The sequence below is a fragment of the Chryseobacterium oncorhynchi genome (assembly GCF_002899895.1).
GTDB lineage: Bacteria > Bacteroidota > Bacteroidia > Flavobacteriales > Weeksellaceae > Chryseobacterium > Chryseobacterium oncorhynchi.
Genome location: NZ_PPEI02000004.1, coordinates 214,060 through 229,987 on the forward strand (window position 1 = coordinate 214,060; position 15,928 = coordinate 229,987).

15 protein-coding genes are annotated in these 15,928 nt (G+C 34.2%); 14 read left to right on the plus strand and 1 reads right to left on the minus strand.

Annotation, left to right across the window (positions count from 1 at the left end; genetic code table 11):
- Positions 1 to 8: 8 nt before the first annotated feature.
- The 11 genes from C1638_RS14520 (at position 9) to C1638_RS14570 (ending at position 13,025) form a co-directional block, all read left to right on the plus strand.
- Positions 9 to 1,295, plus strand: a complete 1,287-nt coding sequence (locus C1638_RS14520) for a CitMHS family transporter (protein ID WP_109622112.1) — start codon at positions 9 to 11, stop codon at positions 1,293 to 1,295.
- Between the two features lie 91 nt (positions 1,296 to 1,386).
- A complete protein-coding gene (locus tag C1638_RS14525; RefSeq protein WP_109622114.1) occupies positions 1,387 to 2,607 on the plus strand; it encodes a cation:dicarboxylate symporter family transporter in 1,221 nt (406 codons plus the stop codon).
- A 93-nt stretch (positions 2,608 to 2,700) separates the two neighbouring features.
- Positions 2,701 to 3,228: a DUF3108 domain-containing protein gene (locus C1638_RS14530; protein WP_438829982.1), complete on the plus strand. Its 528-nt coding sequence runs from the start codon at positions 2,701 to 2,703 to the stop codon at positions 3,226 to 3,228.
- Between the two features lie 461 nt (positions 3,229 to 3,689).
- On the plus strand, positions 3,690 to 3,968 hold the full coding sequence (locus C1638_RS14535; protein WP_034696138.1) for a co-chaperone GroES: 279 nt from the start codon (positions 3,690 to 3,692) through the stop codon (positions 3,966 to 3,968).
- Between the two features lie 96 nt (positions 3,969 to 4,064).
- Complete coding sequence (groL, locus tag C1638_RS14540; protein ID WP_109622116.1) at positions 4,065 to 5,690, plus strand: chaperonin GroEL; 1,626 nt, start codon at positions 4,065 to 4,067, stop codon at positions 5,688 to 5,690.
- 97 nt (positions 5,691 to 5,787) lie between these two features.
- Positions 5,788 to 7,227, plus strand: coding sequence for a ligand-binding sensor domain-containing protein (locus tag C1638_RS14545; RefSeq protein WP_109622118.1), 1,440 nt, complete (start codon positions 5,788 to 5,790; stop codon positions 7,225 to 7,227).
- A gap of 116 nt (positions 7,228 to 7,343) precedes the next feature.
- Positions 7,344 to 8,243 (plus strand): alpha/beta hydrolase family protein, encoded by a 900-nt coding sequence (locus tag C1638_RS14550; protein WP_109622120.1) that lies wholly within the window; start codon positions 7,344 to 7,346, stop codon positions 8,241 to 8,243.
- Positions 8,244 to 8,362: 119 nt separating this feature from the next.
- Entirely contained in the window at positions 8,363 to 9,319 is a 957-nt protein-coding gene (locus C1638_RS14555; protein WP_109622122.1) for a hypothetical protein, read from the plus strand.
- 1,020 nt (positions 9,320 to 10,339) lie between these two features.
- Positions 10,340 to 10,963 (plus strand): DUF6037 family protein, encoded by a 624-nt coding sequence (locus C1638_RS14560; RefSeq protein ID WP_109622124.1) that lies wholly within the window; start codon positions 10,340 to 10,342, stop codon positions 10,961 to 10,963.
- 234 nt (positions 10,964 to 11,197) lie between these two features.
- Positions 11,198 to 12,490, plus strand: a complete 1,293-nt coding sequence (locus tag C1638_RS14565) for an AAA family ATPase (RefSeq protein ID WP_109622126.1) — start codon at positions 11,198 to 11,200, stop codon at positions 12,488 to 12,490.
- 1 nt (position 12,491) lies between these two features.
- Complete coding sequence (locus tag C1638_RS14570; protein ID WP_109622128.1) at positions 12,492 to 13,025, plus strand: hypothetical protein; 534 nt, start codon at positions 12,492 to 12,494, stop codon at positions 13,023 to 13,025.
- A gap of 106 nt (positions 13,026 to 13,131) precedes the next feature.
- On the opposite strand, the gene C1638_RS14575 is transcribed toward C1638_RS14570, so the two are convergent.
- Positions 13,132 to 13,356, minus strand: coding sequence for a helix-turn-helix domain-containing protein (locus tag C1638_RS14575; RefSeq protein ID WP_109622130.1), 225 nt, complete (start codon positions 13,354 to 13,356; stop codon positions 13,132 to 13,134).
- A gap of 367 nt (positions 13,357 to 13,723) precedes the next feature.
- On the opposite strand from C1638_RS14575, the gene C1638_RS14580 reads away from it, so the two are divergent.
- The 3 genes from C1638_RS14580 to C1638_RS14590 all read left to right on the plus strand — a co-directional run bounded on the left by C1638_RS14580 (position 13,724) and on the right by C1638_RS14590 (position 15,906).
- Positions 13,724 to 13,918: a hypothetical protein gene (locus tag C1638_RS14580; protein ID WP_109622132.1), complete on the plus strand. Its 195-nt coding sequence runs from the start codon at positions 13,724 to 13,726 to the stop codon at positions 13,916 to 13,918.
- An 85-nt stretch (positions 13,919 to 14,003) separates the two neighbouring features.
- Complete coding sequence (locus tag C1638_RS14585) at positions 14,004 to 14,528, plus strand: hypothetical protein (RefSeq protein ID WP_109622134.1); 525 nt, start codon at positions 14,004 to 14,006, stop codon at positions 14,526 to 14,528.
- 457 nt (positions 14,529 to 14,985) lie between these two features.
- Positions 14,986 to 15,906 carry a Kelch repeat-containing protein gene (locus C1638_RS14590; RefSeq protein ID WP_123838382.1) on the plus strand — a complete coding sequence of 307 codons (921 nt, stop codon included), beginning with the start codon at positions 14,986 to 14,988 and terminating at the stop codon, positions 15,904 to 15,906.
- Positions 15,907 to 15,928 lie beyond the last annotated feature (22 nt).

Below are 15,928 nucleotides of genomic sequence, written 5' to 3' on the forward strand. Positions count from 1 at the left end.
ATTCACTTATGCTTACACTCCTTGGATTTTTGATGATCATCATTTTCATGGTGCTTATCATGAATAAAAAGATGACACCTCTTACCGCCTTAGTCATTATTCCTGTAGCAATCGCATTTTTAGCAGGTTTTGGATCTCAATTGGGAGAAATGATGAAGAATGGAGTAAAGGAAATAGCCCTTACCGGGGTGATGCTCATTTTTGCTATTCTTTATTTCAGCTTAATGATAGATACCGGGCTTTTTGAACCCTTAGTCAATCTTATTTTAAAAGCCGTTGGAGACAACCCAGTAAAAACGACTATTGGAACAGCCATTCTTACCACATTGGTTTCTTTGGATGGTGACGGATCTTCTACTTATATCATTGTAGTTGCCGCTATGCTCCCATTATATAAAAAACAAGGAATGAATCCCCTTACGCTGACCTGTATTATTATGCTGGCCGGAGGAATTATGAATATTTTACCTTGGGGAGGTCCCACTGCAAGAGTGATGAGTTCTTTAAAACTAGGACATACAGAAATTTTTGTTCCTATGATTCCCATTATGGCTTTAGGAATTATTTGGGTAATATTTGTAGCTTATATTTTAGGAAAAAAAGAAAAAAAACGCATCGCACAATACGGAAAATATACGAAATATGCCGCTAGTGATATTGCCGGAGAATCTGACCCTAAGCTTCTCCGTCCGAAACTGATCTGGGTAAATCTACTGTTAACACTTATTTTATTAACAGTGATGATATTAGATATCGTTCCATTGGGAATCGCTTTTATGATTGCTTTTTGTATTGCCTCTGTCATCAATTATCCTAAGCTGAAAGATCAGCAGAAAATTATTTCAAAACATGCAGGCAATGCATTATCTGTAGCAGGGATGATTTTTGGAGCAGGAATTTTCACCGGTATTCTTAATGGAACCGGAATTATGCAGGCCATGGGTAACAGCATGATAGATATTGTTCCCAAAAGCTGGGGCGGCTACCTGAATATTATTACAGCCATCTTCAGTGTTCCCCTTACATTTTTCCTCACAAATGATGCTTATTATTTCGGGATATTACCTATTATTGAGGCAACAGGACATCAAATGGGTATTGCTTCAGAAGTATTAGGAAGAGCAAGTCTTGTAGGACAGGCTTCCCATTTACTAAGTCCGTTGGTTCCCTCCACTTACCTGTTGGTATCATTAGCAGGGGTAGAATACTCAGATCATTTGAAATATACTTTAAAGTGGGCCATCGGATCATCGATTATCATGCTAATAGGAGCCTTGCTTCTTGGAACCATATAATAAGAATTTGATGAATAATTGTTATCTTCAACTTCACAAAATAGTAATCAAAATTAAAAATTAGTTTTATAAAGACAGCTTATTTCTCCAGATGAATCCTCTAGAATCTCAAAAAACATTCACCGGCAAATACCTTAAAAACCTTACATTGTATGTCTTTACAGCAATGATGGGCGGAGTATTGGCGGGCCACTACGCTCCCGAGCAAAGCATCAAGCTGGGAGTGGTAAGCCGGTATTTTTTTATGATTCTTGAAACCCTCATTCTTCCCGTTATCTTTATGGCAGTCATGTATGGAATCAGTCAACTGTCCGAAATCAAAAATGCACGAAATGTGATAGGCCAAACAATTCTATACTTTTTGATCATGAGTTCCGTAGCCATCATGATCGGTTTCGTTTTTGGGTTAGTGATGCAGCCCGGATCTGATACAGGAATTGATGTCACCAGAATCAATACCTCTCTTCCCAAGACATTTGAAATCAAAGACGGCAGTTTATCTATCCTTTTATATCTTAACAGACATGGTATTTTTCTTCTGCTCTCTATTTTGATGGGAATTGCCATGAACCTTACTCCCAAAAAAGAAAAGTTTCTGAGTATACTGGATCGTGGCGGAAACATTTTCTATACAGTCATTAAATATCTTTACATCATTCTACCCCTTATTATTTTTTGTAATATCGCTTATGGTGTTGCTGTATATGGCATTAATACTCTTTTACCTTTGAGTAAAGTGGTTGCTACCGTATATATTGCAGATATTGTATTTATTTTTGGAGTTCTGGGGCTTGTTTCTTACCTCTTTAAATTTAATCTCTGGAAATTTTTATTAGACATTAAAGAAGAAATTATTCTGGTTGTCAGTACTTCTTCCTCAAAAACAGCATTCCCTTTAATTTTTGAGAAAATGGAATCTCAGGGATATAGTAGAAAAATTTTAAGGTTTATTATTCCTTTGGGATATAATTTCAACCTTGCCGGAGCCTGTATCTATCTTTCTGTAACCTGTTGTTTTCTTGTGCAGTTCTATAATATTTCATTGAACATTCAAGATTACATCTGGTTGTTTATTATTATTTCCATTACTTCAAAAACAGCCTCCGGAGTGCCGGGATCAGGATTTCTGGCTCTTATTTTCACGTTGAACCGATTCGGTAAAATTCCCTTGACAGATATTGCACTTCTTTACAGTGTAGATCGTTTTATGAATGAAGCCAGATCTGTCACCAATTTTATAGGAATTGCAGTTTCAGGTGCCATTATTTCAAAGATCAATCAACATCAGAAAAGCAAAACACTTTCTGCCTAGTTCCATTTTATAATTATTATCCTTACCTCATTTTATCATATAATTTTTTAAATATCAGCGTAACTAACTGTTAAAAAGCTCAGCAAAACCGATCTGCTCATTAAAACAACGGTTAAAATGAAACAGATGCCTGATGCCAGCTGGATAGATTCCGCCATTGTAAAAACTTCTGATTTTCAACCGGTACAACATTCATCTTTTAATATAATGAGAAATATGGCTCTTATCTATAATAAAAGCAAAGTAACCGGAGATTATCTTGATAAAAAGACCCAGCAAAAAGAAGATATAGAAATTCCTGCAGAAAATTATTTTGACAGCAGCAGCTACCCTATGTTGATCCGTTTTTCTCCGTTGAAAGAAAATACTACCGCTGAGCTTTCCATTTTCGATTATAATCCACGGCCTAAAAAAGGAGTAATCAAAGCCTATATTCTGGAGGTCAAGAAAACCGACCTGAACGGCAAAAAGGTCTGGGCTGTAAAAACGACCGATGACATCAGTGATAAGACAACAAATGCTACCTATTACATTGATCCCGAAACAAGAAAAATGATGAGACAAGACATCGATATGAATGAAAAAAAAATGCACATGGAAACCATAAAACAGAACCATTAAACTGATAACCAAATGTTTAATTAAAAAATAAATCAGAAAAATATATCACATATTAAGGAAAAAGTTTTATATTTGAATTAACACTTCAACACCAAATGTCAAAAGCCTGATTGACTTTAAATGTTCAGGAATAGTACAAATAAAACATTATTAACTATGAAAAATGCTAAATTATTAAGCAGAGACGCTCAGAAAACAATCAACGGCGGAGCGGTAGGACGCTTTTGCTGCGAGTACAATTACAAAGGACAATGTATCCTGTGGATAGGCCCAGGGCAGCACTGTCCATAGTATAATCAACTCATAACATACAAAAATAAAAGTCGGAAAATTCCGGCTTTTTTTATTTTTCTGCCAAATTTTCACATTAGGAAATAAAAGTCTGCCATTTCATCCACCAGCGCCTCATGGCATACATTTAGAGTCTTATTAGACAGGAATAATTAAAAAATAAATATATTATGTCAGTAAACTTTAAACCATTAGCAGACAGAGTATTGGTAGAACCAATTGCTGCAGAAACTAAAACAGCTTCAGGTATTATTATCCCGGACACTGCAAAGGAAAAGCCGCAAGAAGGTACTGTAGTGGCAGTAGGTCCTGGTAAAAAAGATGAGCCTACAACTGTTCAGGTAGGTGACAAAGTTCTTTATGGAAAATATTCAGGTGCTGAATTAAAGTTAGAAGGGAAAGACTATCTAATCGTAAGAGAAGCTGATCTATTAGGAATCATCGGTTAATTTGTAAAAAGTAAAATGTATTCTTGTAAAATGATATTTTTCGGGATACAACATCATTAATACATTGTACAAAGTACATTAATACAATAAAAAATTATGGCAAAAGAAATAAAATTCGATATTGAATCAAGAGACGCTTTAAAGAGAGGTGTAGATGCATTGGCTAATGCGGTAAAGGTAACTTTAGGTCCTAAAGGTAGAAACGTAGTAATCGAAAAATCTTTCGGTGCTCCTCACGTAACTAAGGACGGTGTTTCTGTTGCAAAAGAAATCGAACTTGAAGACAGAGTAGAAAATATGGGTGCGCAAATGGTAAAAGAAGTTGCGTCCAAAACTAATGATATTGCAGGAGATGGTACTACTACCGCTACTGTTTTAGCACAGGCTATCGTAAGAGAAGGTCTTAAGAATGTAGCTGCTGGTGCTAACCCAATGGATCTTAAAAGAGGAATCGACAAAGCAGTAACTGTAGTTGTTGAAAACTTAAAATCTCAATCTAAAACGGTTGGAGATTCTACAGAAATGGTGAAGCAAGTTGCTTCAGTTTCTGCTAACAACGACGAAACTATCGGTACTTTAATCGCTGAAGCTTTCGGAAAAGTTGGAAAAGAAGGGGTAATTACTGTAGAAGAAGCTAAAGGTATTGATACAACTGTTGACGTTGTAGAAGGAATGCAGTTTGACAGAGGTTACCAGTCACCTTACTTCGTGACTAACCCTGAGAAAATGTTAGCTGAACTAGAAAATCCATATATCCTTTTAGTAGAGAAGAAAATCTCTTCAATGAAAGAATTACTTCCAGTTCTTGAGCCAATTGCACAAGGTGGTAAGTCTCTATTAATTATCTCTGAAGAAGTAGAAGGAGAAGCTTTAGCTACTTTGGTAGTAAACAAACTAAGAGGTTCTCTTAAAATTGCTGCTGTAAAAGCTCCAGGATTCGGAGACAGAAGAAAAGCAATGTTAGAAGATATCGCTATCCTTACAGGAGGTCAGGTAATCTCTGAAGAGCAAGGTTTCACTATGGAAAACATCTCTTTAGATATGCTTGGAACTGCTGAGAAAGTAACGATTGATAAAGACAACACAACTGTTGTAAACGGTGGTGGTGACGAAGCTAAAATCAAAGGAAGAGTGGCTCAGATCAAAGCTCAGATGGAAACATCTACTTCTGATTATGATAAAGAAAAACTTCAGGAAAGATTAGCTAAGTTAGCTGGTGGTGTTGCTGTACTTTACGTAGGAGCAGCTTCTGAAGTTGAAATGAAAGAGAAAAAAGACAGAGTTGATGATGCACTTCACGCTACAAGAGCAGCTGTTGAAGAAGGTATCGTTGCTGGTGGAGGTGTTGCTTTAGTAAGAGCAATCAAATCTCTAGACAGCCTTTCTGGTGCTAACGCTGACGAAAACACGGGTATCAAAATCGTGAAAAGAGCAATCGAAGAGCCATTAAGACAAATCGTTGCTAACGCAGGTGGAGAAGGTTCTGTAATTGTTGCTAAAGTAGCAGAAGGAACAGGTGACTTCGGATACAACGCGAAAACTGACGAGTATGTTCACATGCTTGAAGCAGGAATCATTGACCCTACGAAAGTAACAAGAGTTGCCCTTGAAAATGCAGCTTCTGTATCTGGAATGCTTCTTACAACTGAATGTGTGATCACTGAAGTGAAGAGCGCTGAACCAGCTATGCCAATGGGTGGTGGAATGCCAGGAATGATGTAGTCTTAACTACTATATATAAACTAAAACCGTTCTATTTTATAGAGCGGTTTTTTATTATATTTGATAAATAACTATGACCCATGAAAAATAATCTAAAATGAAAAGAATTATACTTTTATTATTGACTCTCTTTAGTTTCACATTGAGTTATTCTCAAAATCTTTATCCTGAAAAATACAAAGACTGTAATTTAGCTTCTTTTTGTCTTGATTGTGGAGAAACAAAAGCTGAGCCTCAAAACTCAATAATAAATGAACTGCTGAGCAAATTTGATAAAAAGAGTTTGAGTCAAATAACCGGAAGTATTGAAGTACAAATTTTAATTGACGAATATGGAAAGCCTTGCCTACTAAGTTCATTAAACAAAACTAATATCTCCTCAAAAAAATTAGGATTACAAAATGCAATAAACTCAACATCAAATTGGGAACCTGCCATTTCAGAAAATAAAAAAACAAATAGCTCTGTCTCGCTAATTTTTGAATTTGAAAACAGCAATTTTTCCGCAAAACGTAGAGTCTTTGACTTTAAAAATCAATCAAATGCAAAATCTGTTGGAACCCCTGATATAAAAGGAACGGATAAAGAAAAACTTTCCAAAGATTGGACCGTATTTACTCAACAAAACTCTGAATTACCCTGGGATATGACAAGGGCTGTTGCCAATGATTTGGACAATAATATTTGGATTGGAACAGATAATGGAATTGTAAAAATAAGTAATGGGAAATGGCAACATTTTAACTCAAAAAATACATCAATATCCTCTCCTCCTTATAATAAAAATGAAACACAATCAATACGAGATTTAGAAGTTGACAAAAATAACAATAAGTGGTTTATTGCCGATTACGATGTTTACAGATATGACAATAAAAACTGGACAAAATACGACTCAATAAATTCTCCTATAAATTGGGCACGAAAAATATTTGTGGACCATTCCAATAATGTATGGTTTACGTCTTGGGATGGTGTAGCAAAGTTTGACGGAAAGAATTGGTCAGTAATTAACAAACAAAATTCAAATCTACCAACAGACAAAACCCTTGGTGTTTATGTAGACAAAAAAGATAGAATTTGGATTGGAACCTTTGACGGAAACGTAATTATTGAAAACGGGGTAACAAAACTGTTAAACGAGAAAAATTCACCTTTATCAAAAGCCTACATTTCAAAAATCTACGAAGATAAAAAAGGGAATCTATGGTTTGACTTATACAACGATACATCTGATGAAGCCGGAATCTATGTATTAGATTTACAACAAAAATGGACAAGAATAAGCCATTCAAATCCTAAAATGTTTCGCGAAAATGCCATCAATGATTTTTATTTAGATGAAGAGACCAACTTGCTATGGATCACATTAAACGGAGTTGGCCTTTTAAACTATGACACAAACTCAAAAAAATGGGAAACCTACACAAATGAAAATTCAAACGTTCCTAGTGTTCATTGTGAAAAAATAACGAAAGACAAAGATGGCTCAATTTGGATTGCAACTTATGCCGGAGTCATCAAACTTAATAAATAAAAGACATCTGTTAACAAAGTAACTCTACGAAAGTAGCAAGAGCTGTCTTTGATATACTAACCGCTCTATTTTTATAGGGCGGTTTTTTTATTATATTTGACCCGCAACGATGACCCATGAAAAATAACTTTTTTTCTACCCTATTTATTTGGCTGTTATTAATAGCTTTACCAGAAATGGTATTTTCACAATCCACTGACTTTACCATTCAGGATGTAAAGTTTGAAAGTCAGGATATCACTCTTGCAGGCTCTATTTTAGAGCCTAAAAAACCAGTTGCAGCAGTTGTGATTGTTCATGGATCCGATCCGGTAAAAAGAGAAATGGAATTTGCAAAACGTCTTGCCAAAGAAGGCATTGCTGTATTCACCTACGACAAACGCGGAGTTGGAGAATCTGGTGGCGTATATGTAGGTCCATCTGTGGGCACCAATAATATAGACCCTGCTAACCTTACTTTATTGGCTCAGGATGCCAATGAAGCCGTAGCAACATTTCGAAAATATTTGAAAGATAAAAAAATACCCATTGGATTAGTTGGCTTCAGTCAGGCAGGATGGATCATCCCGATGGCGGCAAACAAAAATCCGCAAATTGACTTTATGGTGTTATTTAGCGGCCCTACCATTACCACTCTGGAACAACTTCGATTTCAGTTTTATACCAATGGAAACAAAAAATTCTGGGAAAATCATACCGAAGCTGATGCCATTGAGCATACTAAAAATGATCCGGACAAATATCAATTTGTAGCCACCGACCCCAAAACCTATCTGAATACCCTTTCAATTCCCGGGCTTTGGCTTTTTGGTGAAAAAGACATACAGATTCCGGTAAAGTTGTGTATAGAACAATTGAACACCCTTAAAGCTCAGGGCAAACCTTTCGAATATACTTCTTTTCCTCAATTGGGACACAATACTTCTTCCAGCAATGATACAACCCCTGTTGATACTGCCATACAATGGATACAACAGAAAGCCTTGAGTATTAAAAAATCTAAAGCTTCAAAGTAAAACATATATAAACCTGTTTAAAGCAGATCCTTTCGTTACCGCGCGATTGTATATATTTTATATTATCGCAATGCGTAAATTTGGATGTTGTACGATATTTTGACCGAAAAAAAATAAAAATGAAAAATATATTAATTTTTGCTCTATTTTTTAATCTTTTATCTTGTAAAGCACAAGAATTTGAAAAACTATCTGTTTCAAAAACAGATGATTCTGACCTGTACATTAATGATGATGATTCTACAGAATTATTTTATTATAAATATGTACCAAAAACTAGTATTAAAGGTGTTTTAGTGATTATTCCTTCTGGTGGAGAACTCGTTGAAAATACATTAAAACAAATAACTCTGCCAAAAATAGCAGTTGAAAAAGGAATGATGGTCATTGTTCCATCAATCAATTGGGGAACAGATAATCGAGAAGCAGAATTTAAATTACTTGATAAAATTTTCAGTGAAATTGTCGCAAAGCATCAAGTATCGAAAGAGAAATTTATAATCGGCGGCCTTTCAAGTGGCGCAATGATTTCTTTAACTTACGCTGAAAAGGCAACTAAAAATCCGGAAAAGTTTTTTCTAATACCAAAAGGAGTTTTTGCATTAGATGCCCCTTTAGACCAAGCAAGATTTTATAAATATTGCGAAAGAGAAATCGAAAGAAATATTTATCAGCCTGCAGTAGATGAAGCAAAATGGATAAAGAATAATTGGGACAGTATTTATGGAGGATCTCCAGATCAATTTCCGGAAAAATATCTGGAAAATTCTATTTATTCTTATGGAGCAAAAGATGGCGGAAACGCCAAGTATTTAAAAAAAATACCTCTTTTAATGTTCACTGATTTGGATACAGATTGGTTAATTAATCAAAGACATCGTGACTTATATGATTGGAATGGAATTGATATCATCTCAATGATAAATCAATTAAAAATAATGGGAAATGAAAACGCTAGAGTAATCGTTAGCCAAGGAAAAGGAGTTCGATTAGACGGAACGAAAAATCCACATTCTTGGTCAATTATGGATTCCGAAGTTTGCCTGAATTGGCTAATAGAAACATTGGAAAAATAAAAACATCGCACAACAGGCGTTTGGCAAGATTGCGAATTTTGTAGTAAATCCACGTTTACAGTTCGCAAAAAATTTCATCTTTAATAGAAAACAATCGGTTGTGTAGTTCGCAACCTCTCCAAGCCCCGAAACGTTATTCCATTACCTAATCAATTAATAAAGAAAAAATCCCGGTTCTCGCTAGGATTTTTTCTTTATTTCTCTTAACAGTTCATATTTCTTCTCCAAGATTAGCTCCTCTGGCTAGAAGTCTTTTGGAGAGCACCCCCTATCATAACACCCTCTAGGGACTATGATAAGGGGTGACACCCTCTTCATAACGGCCTGAAGCCCGTTGGGTAAGTATCTCTAGCCCGTTATGCAACCGGTTCTACCCCCTTAGGTAAGGGGGTGTAGGCACTTCCTAAAGGGGGTAAAGGTAGTTAGGAAGACCCTCGAGGGGGTTAGGTAAGTGCCCAGAGGTGCTTTGGAACCGCCTATAGCCAGTTTGGTAAGTGTCCCTAGGCAGTTTATAACCGGCTCTACCTCATTGGGTAAGTGGATATTTGCAGTTCCCCAACTACGTGTGGGCTATTGGAAAGAACCTCGAGATAGTTGAGTAATTACCTAGTGGCACTTTGGAACGGTCTATAGCCTTTATAGTGATGTTTTTAATGAATTATAGAGTTCTTGTTTAAAATAAAATCTCCGAAGTTGAGAAAATTTGGAGAGCTCGGTAATACTAAAAACCACACTAAAAGATTCGTGTGGGAGCAGTAGTTAAATAAAAAAAATAAAGCATATATAAACATGCTTGAAACATATCTCTAAAGTGAAGAGCGCAGAGCCAGCTATGCCAATGGGTGGTGGAATGCCAGGAATGATGTAATAGCAAGTCGCTAAGACAAATTTAATATATAAACCGCTCTGCTTTTTGTAGAGCGTTTTTTTGTTTTTATGGTTTTCCGTAAGGAGGTATTATTTTTATATTTTAATTTAGTAAGAATATATTAAGGAAATTCTCATAAAAACGTTTACTATATGAAAAATACACATCTTTTACAAAATCTGAAACAGCTTAAAGAAGATATGGAAAACAAAGGCTGGGTTATTGAAGCCTTTACATTCAATTATAAAAGTGAAAGTTATATAGTTCTTGTTAAGTTGTATGTTGAAAATGAAAAAAGACCTGAATATGCACTTTTAAAACTTGAATTTATAAAAGCAGATGACTCTGGTCATACTTTAACTGCTCCTGCTAACTCAAATCAAATTATGATTTCCGCTCAAAAATTAAGAGAGTTTTTTAACATTAGCTATTCATCAAACTTAGGAGATATTTTAGAGCAGTTTTATCAGCATTTCTCAGGTTTTATTCCTACTCAAGTAAATCAAAACCATCCTGATAATATAAGGAGATTCATGGTTTATTCGCTGTCTAAAAGTGATAATAAAGATCCTAATAAAATATATTGTTATACAGTAGTGCGAAATCCTGATAATAAAAAAAGAACACCATTCAACGATAATAAAACTCAATTACTGAGACCCACACTATATGCAAAATTTAAAGAGGAACTTACTATAAGCTTTTGCTATTCTTTAGATCAAAAGGATGAAAATACGGATCAAGAAATACTCTTGAATTTTAGCCAAAGAACATAATGTATAAAGAATTACCTACAAGTGATGCGCTAAGAATAATATTAAAGCTACTCGCTAAGACCATTAATTATTCTGTTTTCAAGACTACTTTTATTGTAGTTAATTTTTTTCCTAATTTACAACCATAAAAAGTACTTGATAATTTTGGACTAGAATCAATCTTTAAATTAATTATTCTAGTCTAATTAGTACTTTTATTGCAAATAATAAAAACCTAAAACTAAGCAAAATACTATGAACATTTTATATCTTAATCATTTCAGAGGATTTGAAAATACATATATTCCATTAAAACAAGTAAATTTCTTTGTTGGTGAAAATAGTACAGGAAAATCTTCAATACTTTCAATTTTACGTCTGCTATCAAGTCCTCAATTTTGGAATGATGATGATTTTAATACTGCCGATGTTGAACTTGGTTTTTTTGATGAATTAGTAAGTAAAGATAAAAAATCAAATCACAACAATTTTCAAATTGGATATTTTTCAAATGATGATAGAAAAATAAATCGTGTATTTAACATCTTATTAGTGAATTATGTCAACATAAAAAGTGTTCCTACAGTAAGTGAATTAAGATTTTTCATTAATGGCTATAATATTAAAGTACTTATCAAAAAAAAACAATACAAAATATATATAAAACCTGTTGAGTATAATGTATCAAACTTAAATGAATTTCAAAATTGGGTTGAAGATATTAGTTTTGATAATATAAAATTTAAGATTTTGAAAAGAGAAGATGATTATACGTTCAGGAATCCCTATTATGATATAAGATATTTCTTGAAAGAGGAATTACCAAACCTAAAGGAAATGGGAACATTAACAAGACCTCATTTCTTGCCACTTTCAACATGGATAGCACCAATCAGATCTAAACCAAAAAGAATATATGAAAATTTTAAGTTAGTATTTTCACCTGAAGGTGATCATACTCCGCTTCTAATTAAATCAATTCTCGCAAATGAATTCAAGAAAAATATTACTAAAGAAAAATTCTCCAAAACTTTAGAAGAATTCGGTATTAACAGTGGATTATTTGATAAAATTGAAATAGAAAGCTTAGGCCAACAAAAAAACTCACCATTCCATTTAAACATCTATTTGAATAATATACCCTTAAAAATAACTAATGTTGGTTATGGTGTTGGTCAGGTATTGCCTTTATTAACTGAAATTTTGGTTACACACAAAGATCGATGGTTCACAATACAACAGCCGGAAGTCCATCTTCATCCACGAGCACAAGCAGCATTAGGAAATTTCATCTTCAATGCTGCATTTAATGATGATAAAAATTTTTTAATAGAAACTCACAGTGATTTTCTAATTGATAGATTTAGATATTCTATTAAAAAAAATCAAAATTATATAGATTCTCAAATCTTATTCTTTGAAAGAACTAAAACTGGAAATAAAGTTCATTCAATAGATATAGATGAATTTGGCCAATATCAAGAAGAGCAACCAGATAGCTTCCGTAGTTTTTTTATTAATGAAGAATTAAATTTATTGTCATTGTAAGATGTGTATAATAATCGATACTAATACGCTAGCTAGTGTATTTGATAGAGAATCTGAGAACCATGATTCTTTTGCTCCAGTATACAATTGGATATTTACGGATAAAGGGAAAATAGTGTTTGGTGGAACTAAATATAAAGCAGAATTAAAAAAAAGTTTTAGATATCTAAAGTTGTTTGGTCAATTATCAAGAATTCGAAAAACTATTGAAATTGATGATGATTTAGTTGATAATTATCAAAAAGAGTTAGAAAGAAAGGTAGTACATAGGGACTTTGATGATCCTCATTTAGTTGCAATTCTACATATTTCAAAATGCAAACTAATTTGTACAAATGAAAAAAGAGCAGTGCCATATATAACTAATAAAGATTTTTATGACAAAGGTTTTATGCCAAAAATATACTCAAGAAAGTCTAATAGTAGTTTATTGAATAATAATAACATTGCAAATATTTGTCAGCCTTGTATCAAATTAAATAAACAAACTGTTGAAACATTTGAAAAGATTATTAAAGAAACAATAAAAAAATAAGTTCGGAAAATCCCTGCTGCACAAAGTATTCTGACTTTGAACCAAATAGAATAAAAACAATCTATTTAAAACCAATCTCCTAGTCTTCAGACCTCGGAGATTGGTTTTATTCTATTTTGAAATCAAATAATTCTTGAGGATGAACTTCTAAGCCTTTAGCTAGCTCTTGTATCGTGGAAATTCTTAAATCAACTTCGCCTTTTTCAATTTTGCTGATATTACTATGATCTACATCACATTTTTGAGCTAACTCCCGATAGCTTAATCCCATCTTCTTCCTAAATTTTTCAACTCTTTTACCAAAAGCTATTCGAAATTCAATTTTATCCATTGCAATACCATTATCAGAGCAATTTGGAAAGTTTGTAATAAAAAACTGTAGTTGAATTAACCTACAATTCAAAAATTATATTATATTTGTACTATAAGCTACAAGAAATGTAGCTTTGCGATACTTCAACGAATAAAAGAAGCTATTGCTTAGAACCTTGCTTTTGAAAACTGGTAATTTTTATGCACGCAAGATGATAAGCAGGAAGCTCACGACCTAGGCGTGGGCTCTCTTATCTGTGTGCAGGGTATACCAGTACCTCAAAAGCGGATATTGTAGAGTCTCATGCCGTTTTTATTTTCATGCTGTTCTGCTTTTCTACAATTATCTTTTTCTAAGCCCGCTTTCCCACATAAAGTATCATGATATGTTACAATGGGGTGTACAATCCATTGCGGCCTTAGGGCTTTCAGAAAAACACAAATTCTATCATATTATTGTTGGTTTGTATGGGCAGGAAGCTCAACCATTGCCAGAGCTTCCTCCTTTACAGCCAGTAAAAAACAATTGGTATTTAGCTCAGAAGAATGACAATACAATTCTGCTTTCATTGGTCTCATGAAATTTTCATGATGCAACAAGAACTGTGCTCAATCCGATACAAACATGAATAATGAAAAAGAAATTGATTACAAAAATACAAACCCATGAAAAAGACCAGAACATACTTTGAGCCCCCATACAGGCCAGTAAGTAAAAAGCGCTCCGGATTACAGCTGATGGAGACCTATTTTCAGTTGAATGACCTTGCTGTATCTAAAGAACGGTTACACAATATTATGAGTTACGCGGTAAAGAAAAATAATAGGATCAATGAAGATCCGTTGATCATCTTTCAGTTTCATCAGTCGATGCAGTCGTTTGTGCAGGCTTGCTATCTCATCATGTTGAAAGAAAGGAAATGGGGCATCCATACTCAATTAGAAAATATTTCTCCATGGCGTCTTGGCCTGCTTTCGGAAAAAGAATACCAAAATCCTCTGCTGGTTTTCAAAAAAGCATTCAAGGAATACAGCATCAAGGAATTTGATTATTTCATGTCCGGAATGGTTTATTTCTCATTAGGTGTCTATGGCAACCTACCGGAAAGGAATATCATAAATCCGTACATCCATCTGATTAAAATGCTGGATGCAGCGCACCTTATTCTTGAAAGAAGAGAGAAAAAATAAAAAACTTTCTGTTACATAAGTCCACCTCCACAAAAGACTTGCTAAGAATATGCAATAGACTGTGCTGATAAAAAAGGACTTTAGATCATATTATTGCTAGAATATTTGATTTATTTATAAGACTTAAACCACACCAAAAGATTCGCACAATAGTGGGGAAAAACAAAATAATATTCATTCTATTTTAAAATCATCTATGTATATTTGAATACCATGAAAATTTTATAGCGTCATTAATATGATTGCCGTTGGAAACATGTTCATTGTACAGAACCGTTTGTTTTTTTCTAGTTATAATAAATTTTATCACAACTTCAATTCAATATAAGAAGCTAAAAAGAGAAATAATGAAATGATGCATAAAATTTTAGATGTCAACAAATAGTTAATTATAATTATCCAATTGCGTAGAGTTTCAAAAGAAAATCAAAAAAACAAACACTAAACCTTCACACCATTGAAAACAAAATTATTATTCCTTTCATTTTTGTACTCACTGCTCACCCATGCACAAACACTTCAATTTAAAAGTCTCGCTAATATGTCTGTGGGCAGAGGTGCCATAACCAGTGCCATCGTGGATGATAACATCTATGTGAGCAATGGATACCAGGAAAATGGAGGTAACGCCAATTTTATTGAAAAATATAATATTACTGACAATAAGTGGAGTATTCTCAATGCTACGCTGAGTCCCAAAAAATTTGCTAATTCGGAGACTTATGATAATAAAATTTATATTTTTAACGGTTGGGGAAACAGCCATCTTGAAATTGTAGACCTAACCACCCACAAGGTAACGAAAGGAGCTGTTAATCGTTCCTATACCGGAAATGCTGGTTCTGCTATCCATAACGGAAAAATATATGTGTTCGGTGGCAGTGGACTCAACGGCGCTGCAACTACTGTATTTTCCAATAGATTTCAATATTATGATATTGCTTCCAATACATGGCATGCATTACCGGATATGCCCACAGCCAGAGAAGCAAAAGGCAAAATTGTGAATGATAAGCTATATGTCATTGGCGGCTTTAACGGTACTTCATCACGCCTGATCAATGTTTATGACCTCAACACGAATCTCTGGACCAATCAATATACGATGCCTGCCGGGATATCCGGACACTCATTAGCGGTATCCGATGGTAAGATTTTTATTGCTGGTGGTTATAATAATCAAACTTTTCTGGCCTATTTTGATACGACAACCAATAAGTTCCATCAGTTATCATCCAATATGATTCCCAGAAGACACGCTGCAGCAGAAGTATATAACAATAAATTATACATCATCGGCGGAAGTACAACGTCTATAACCAAATCAGCGATTAAAAGCATACAGGTGGCAGATATTAGCGATAGCACACTTCAATGAAAACCGTGTATTGGAAACAAAA

What these genes read in the sequence shown, in the direction of transcription:
- C1638_RS14520 (WP_109622112.1), top strand. Translation starts at nt 9, where the DNA reads ATGCTTACACTCCTTGGATTTTTGATGATCATCATTTTCATGGTGCTT.
- C1638_RS14525 (WP_109622114.1), top strand. Translation starts at nt 1,387, where the DNA reads ATGAATCCTCTAGAATCTCAAAAAACATTCACCGGCAAATACCTTAAA.
- C1638_RS14535 (WP_034696138.1), top strand. Translation starts at nt 3,690, where the DNA reads ATGTCAGTAAACTTTAAACCATTAGCAGACAGAGTATTGGTAGAACCA.
- groL (WP_109622116.1), top strand. Translation starts at nt 4,065, where the DNA reads ATGGCAAAAGAAATAAAATTCGATATTGAATCAAGAGACGCTTTAAAG.
- C1638_RS14545 (WP_109622118.1), top strand. Translation starts at nt 5,788, where the DNA reads ATGAAAAGAATTATACTTTTATTATTGACTCTCTTTAGTTTCACATTG.
- C1638_RS14550 (WP_109622120.1), top strand. Translation starts at nt 7,344, where the DNA reads ATGAAAAATAACTTTTTTTCTACCCTATTTATTTGGCTGTTATTAATA.
- C1638_RS14555 (WP_109622122.1), top strand. Translation starts at nt 8,363, where the DNA reads ATGAAAAATATATTAATTTTTGCTCTATTTTTTAATCTTTTATCTTGT.
- C1638_RS14560 (WP_109622124.1), top strand. Translation starts at nt 10,340, where the DNA reads ATGAAAAATACACATCTTTTACAAAATCTGAAACAGCTTAAAGAAGAT.
- C1638_RS14565 (WP_109622126.1), top strand. Translation starts at nt 11,198, where the DNA reads ATGAACATTTTATATCTTAATCATTTCAGAGGATTTGAAAATACATAT.
- C1638_RS14570 (WP_109622128.1), top strand. Translation starts at nt 12,492, where the DNA reads ATGTGTATAATAATCGATACTAATACGCTAGCTAGTGTATTTGATAGA.
- C1638_RS14575 (WP_109622130.1), bottom strand. Translation starts at nt 13,356, where the DNA reads ATGGATAAAATTGAATTTCGAATAGCTTTTGGTAAAAGAGTTGAAAAA.
- C1638_RS14580 (WP_109622132.1), top strand. Translation starts at nt 13,724, where the DNA reads ATGTTACAATGGGGTGTACAATCCATTGCGGCCTTAGGGCTTTCAGAA.
- C1638_RS14585 (WP_109622134.1), top strand. Translation starts at nt 14,004, where the DNA reads ATGAAAAAGACCAGAACATACTTTGAGCCCCCATACAGGCCAGTAAGT.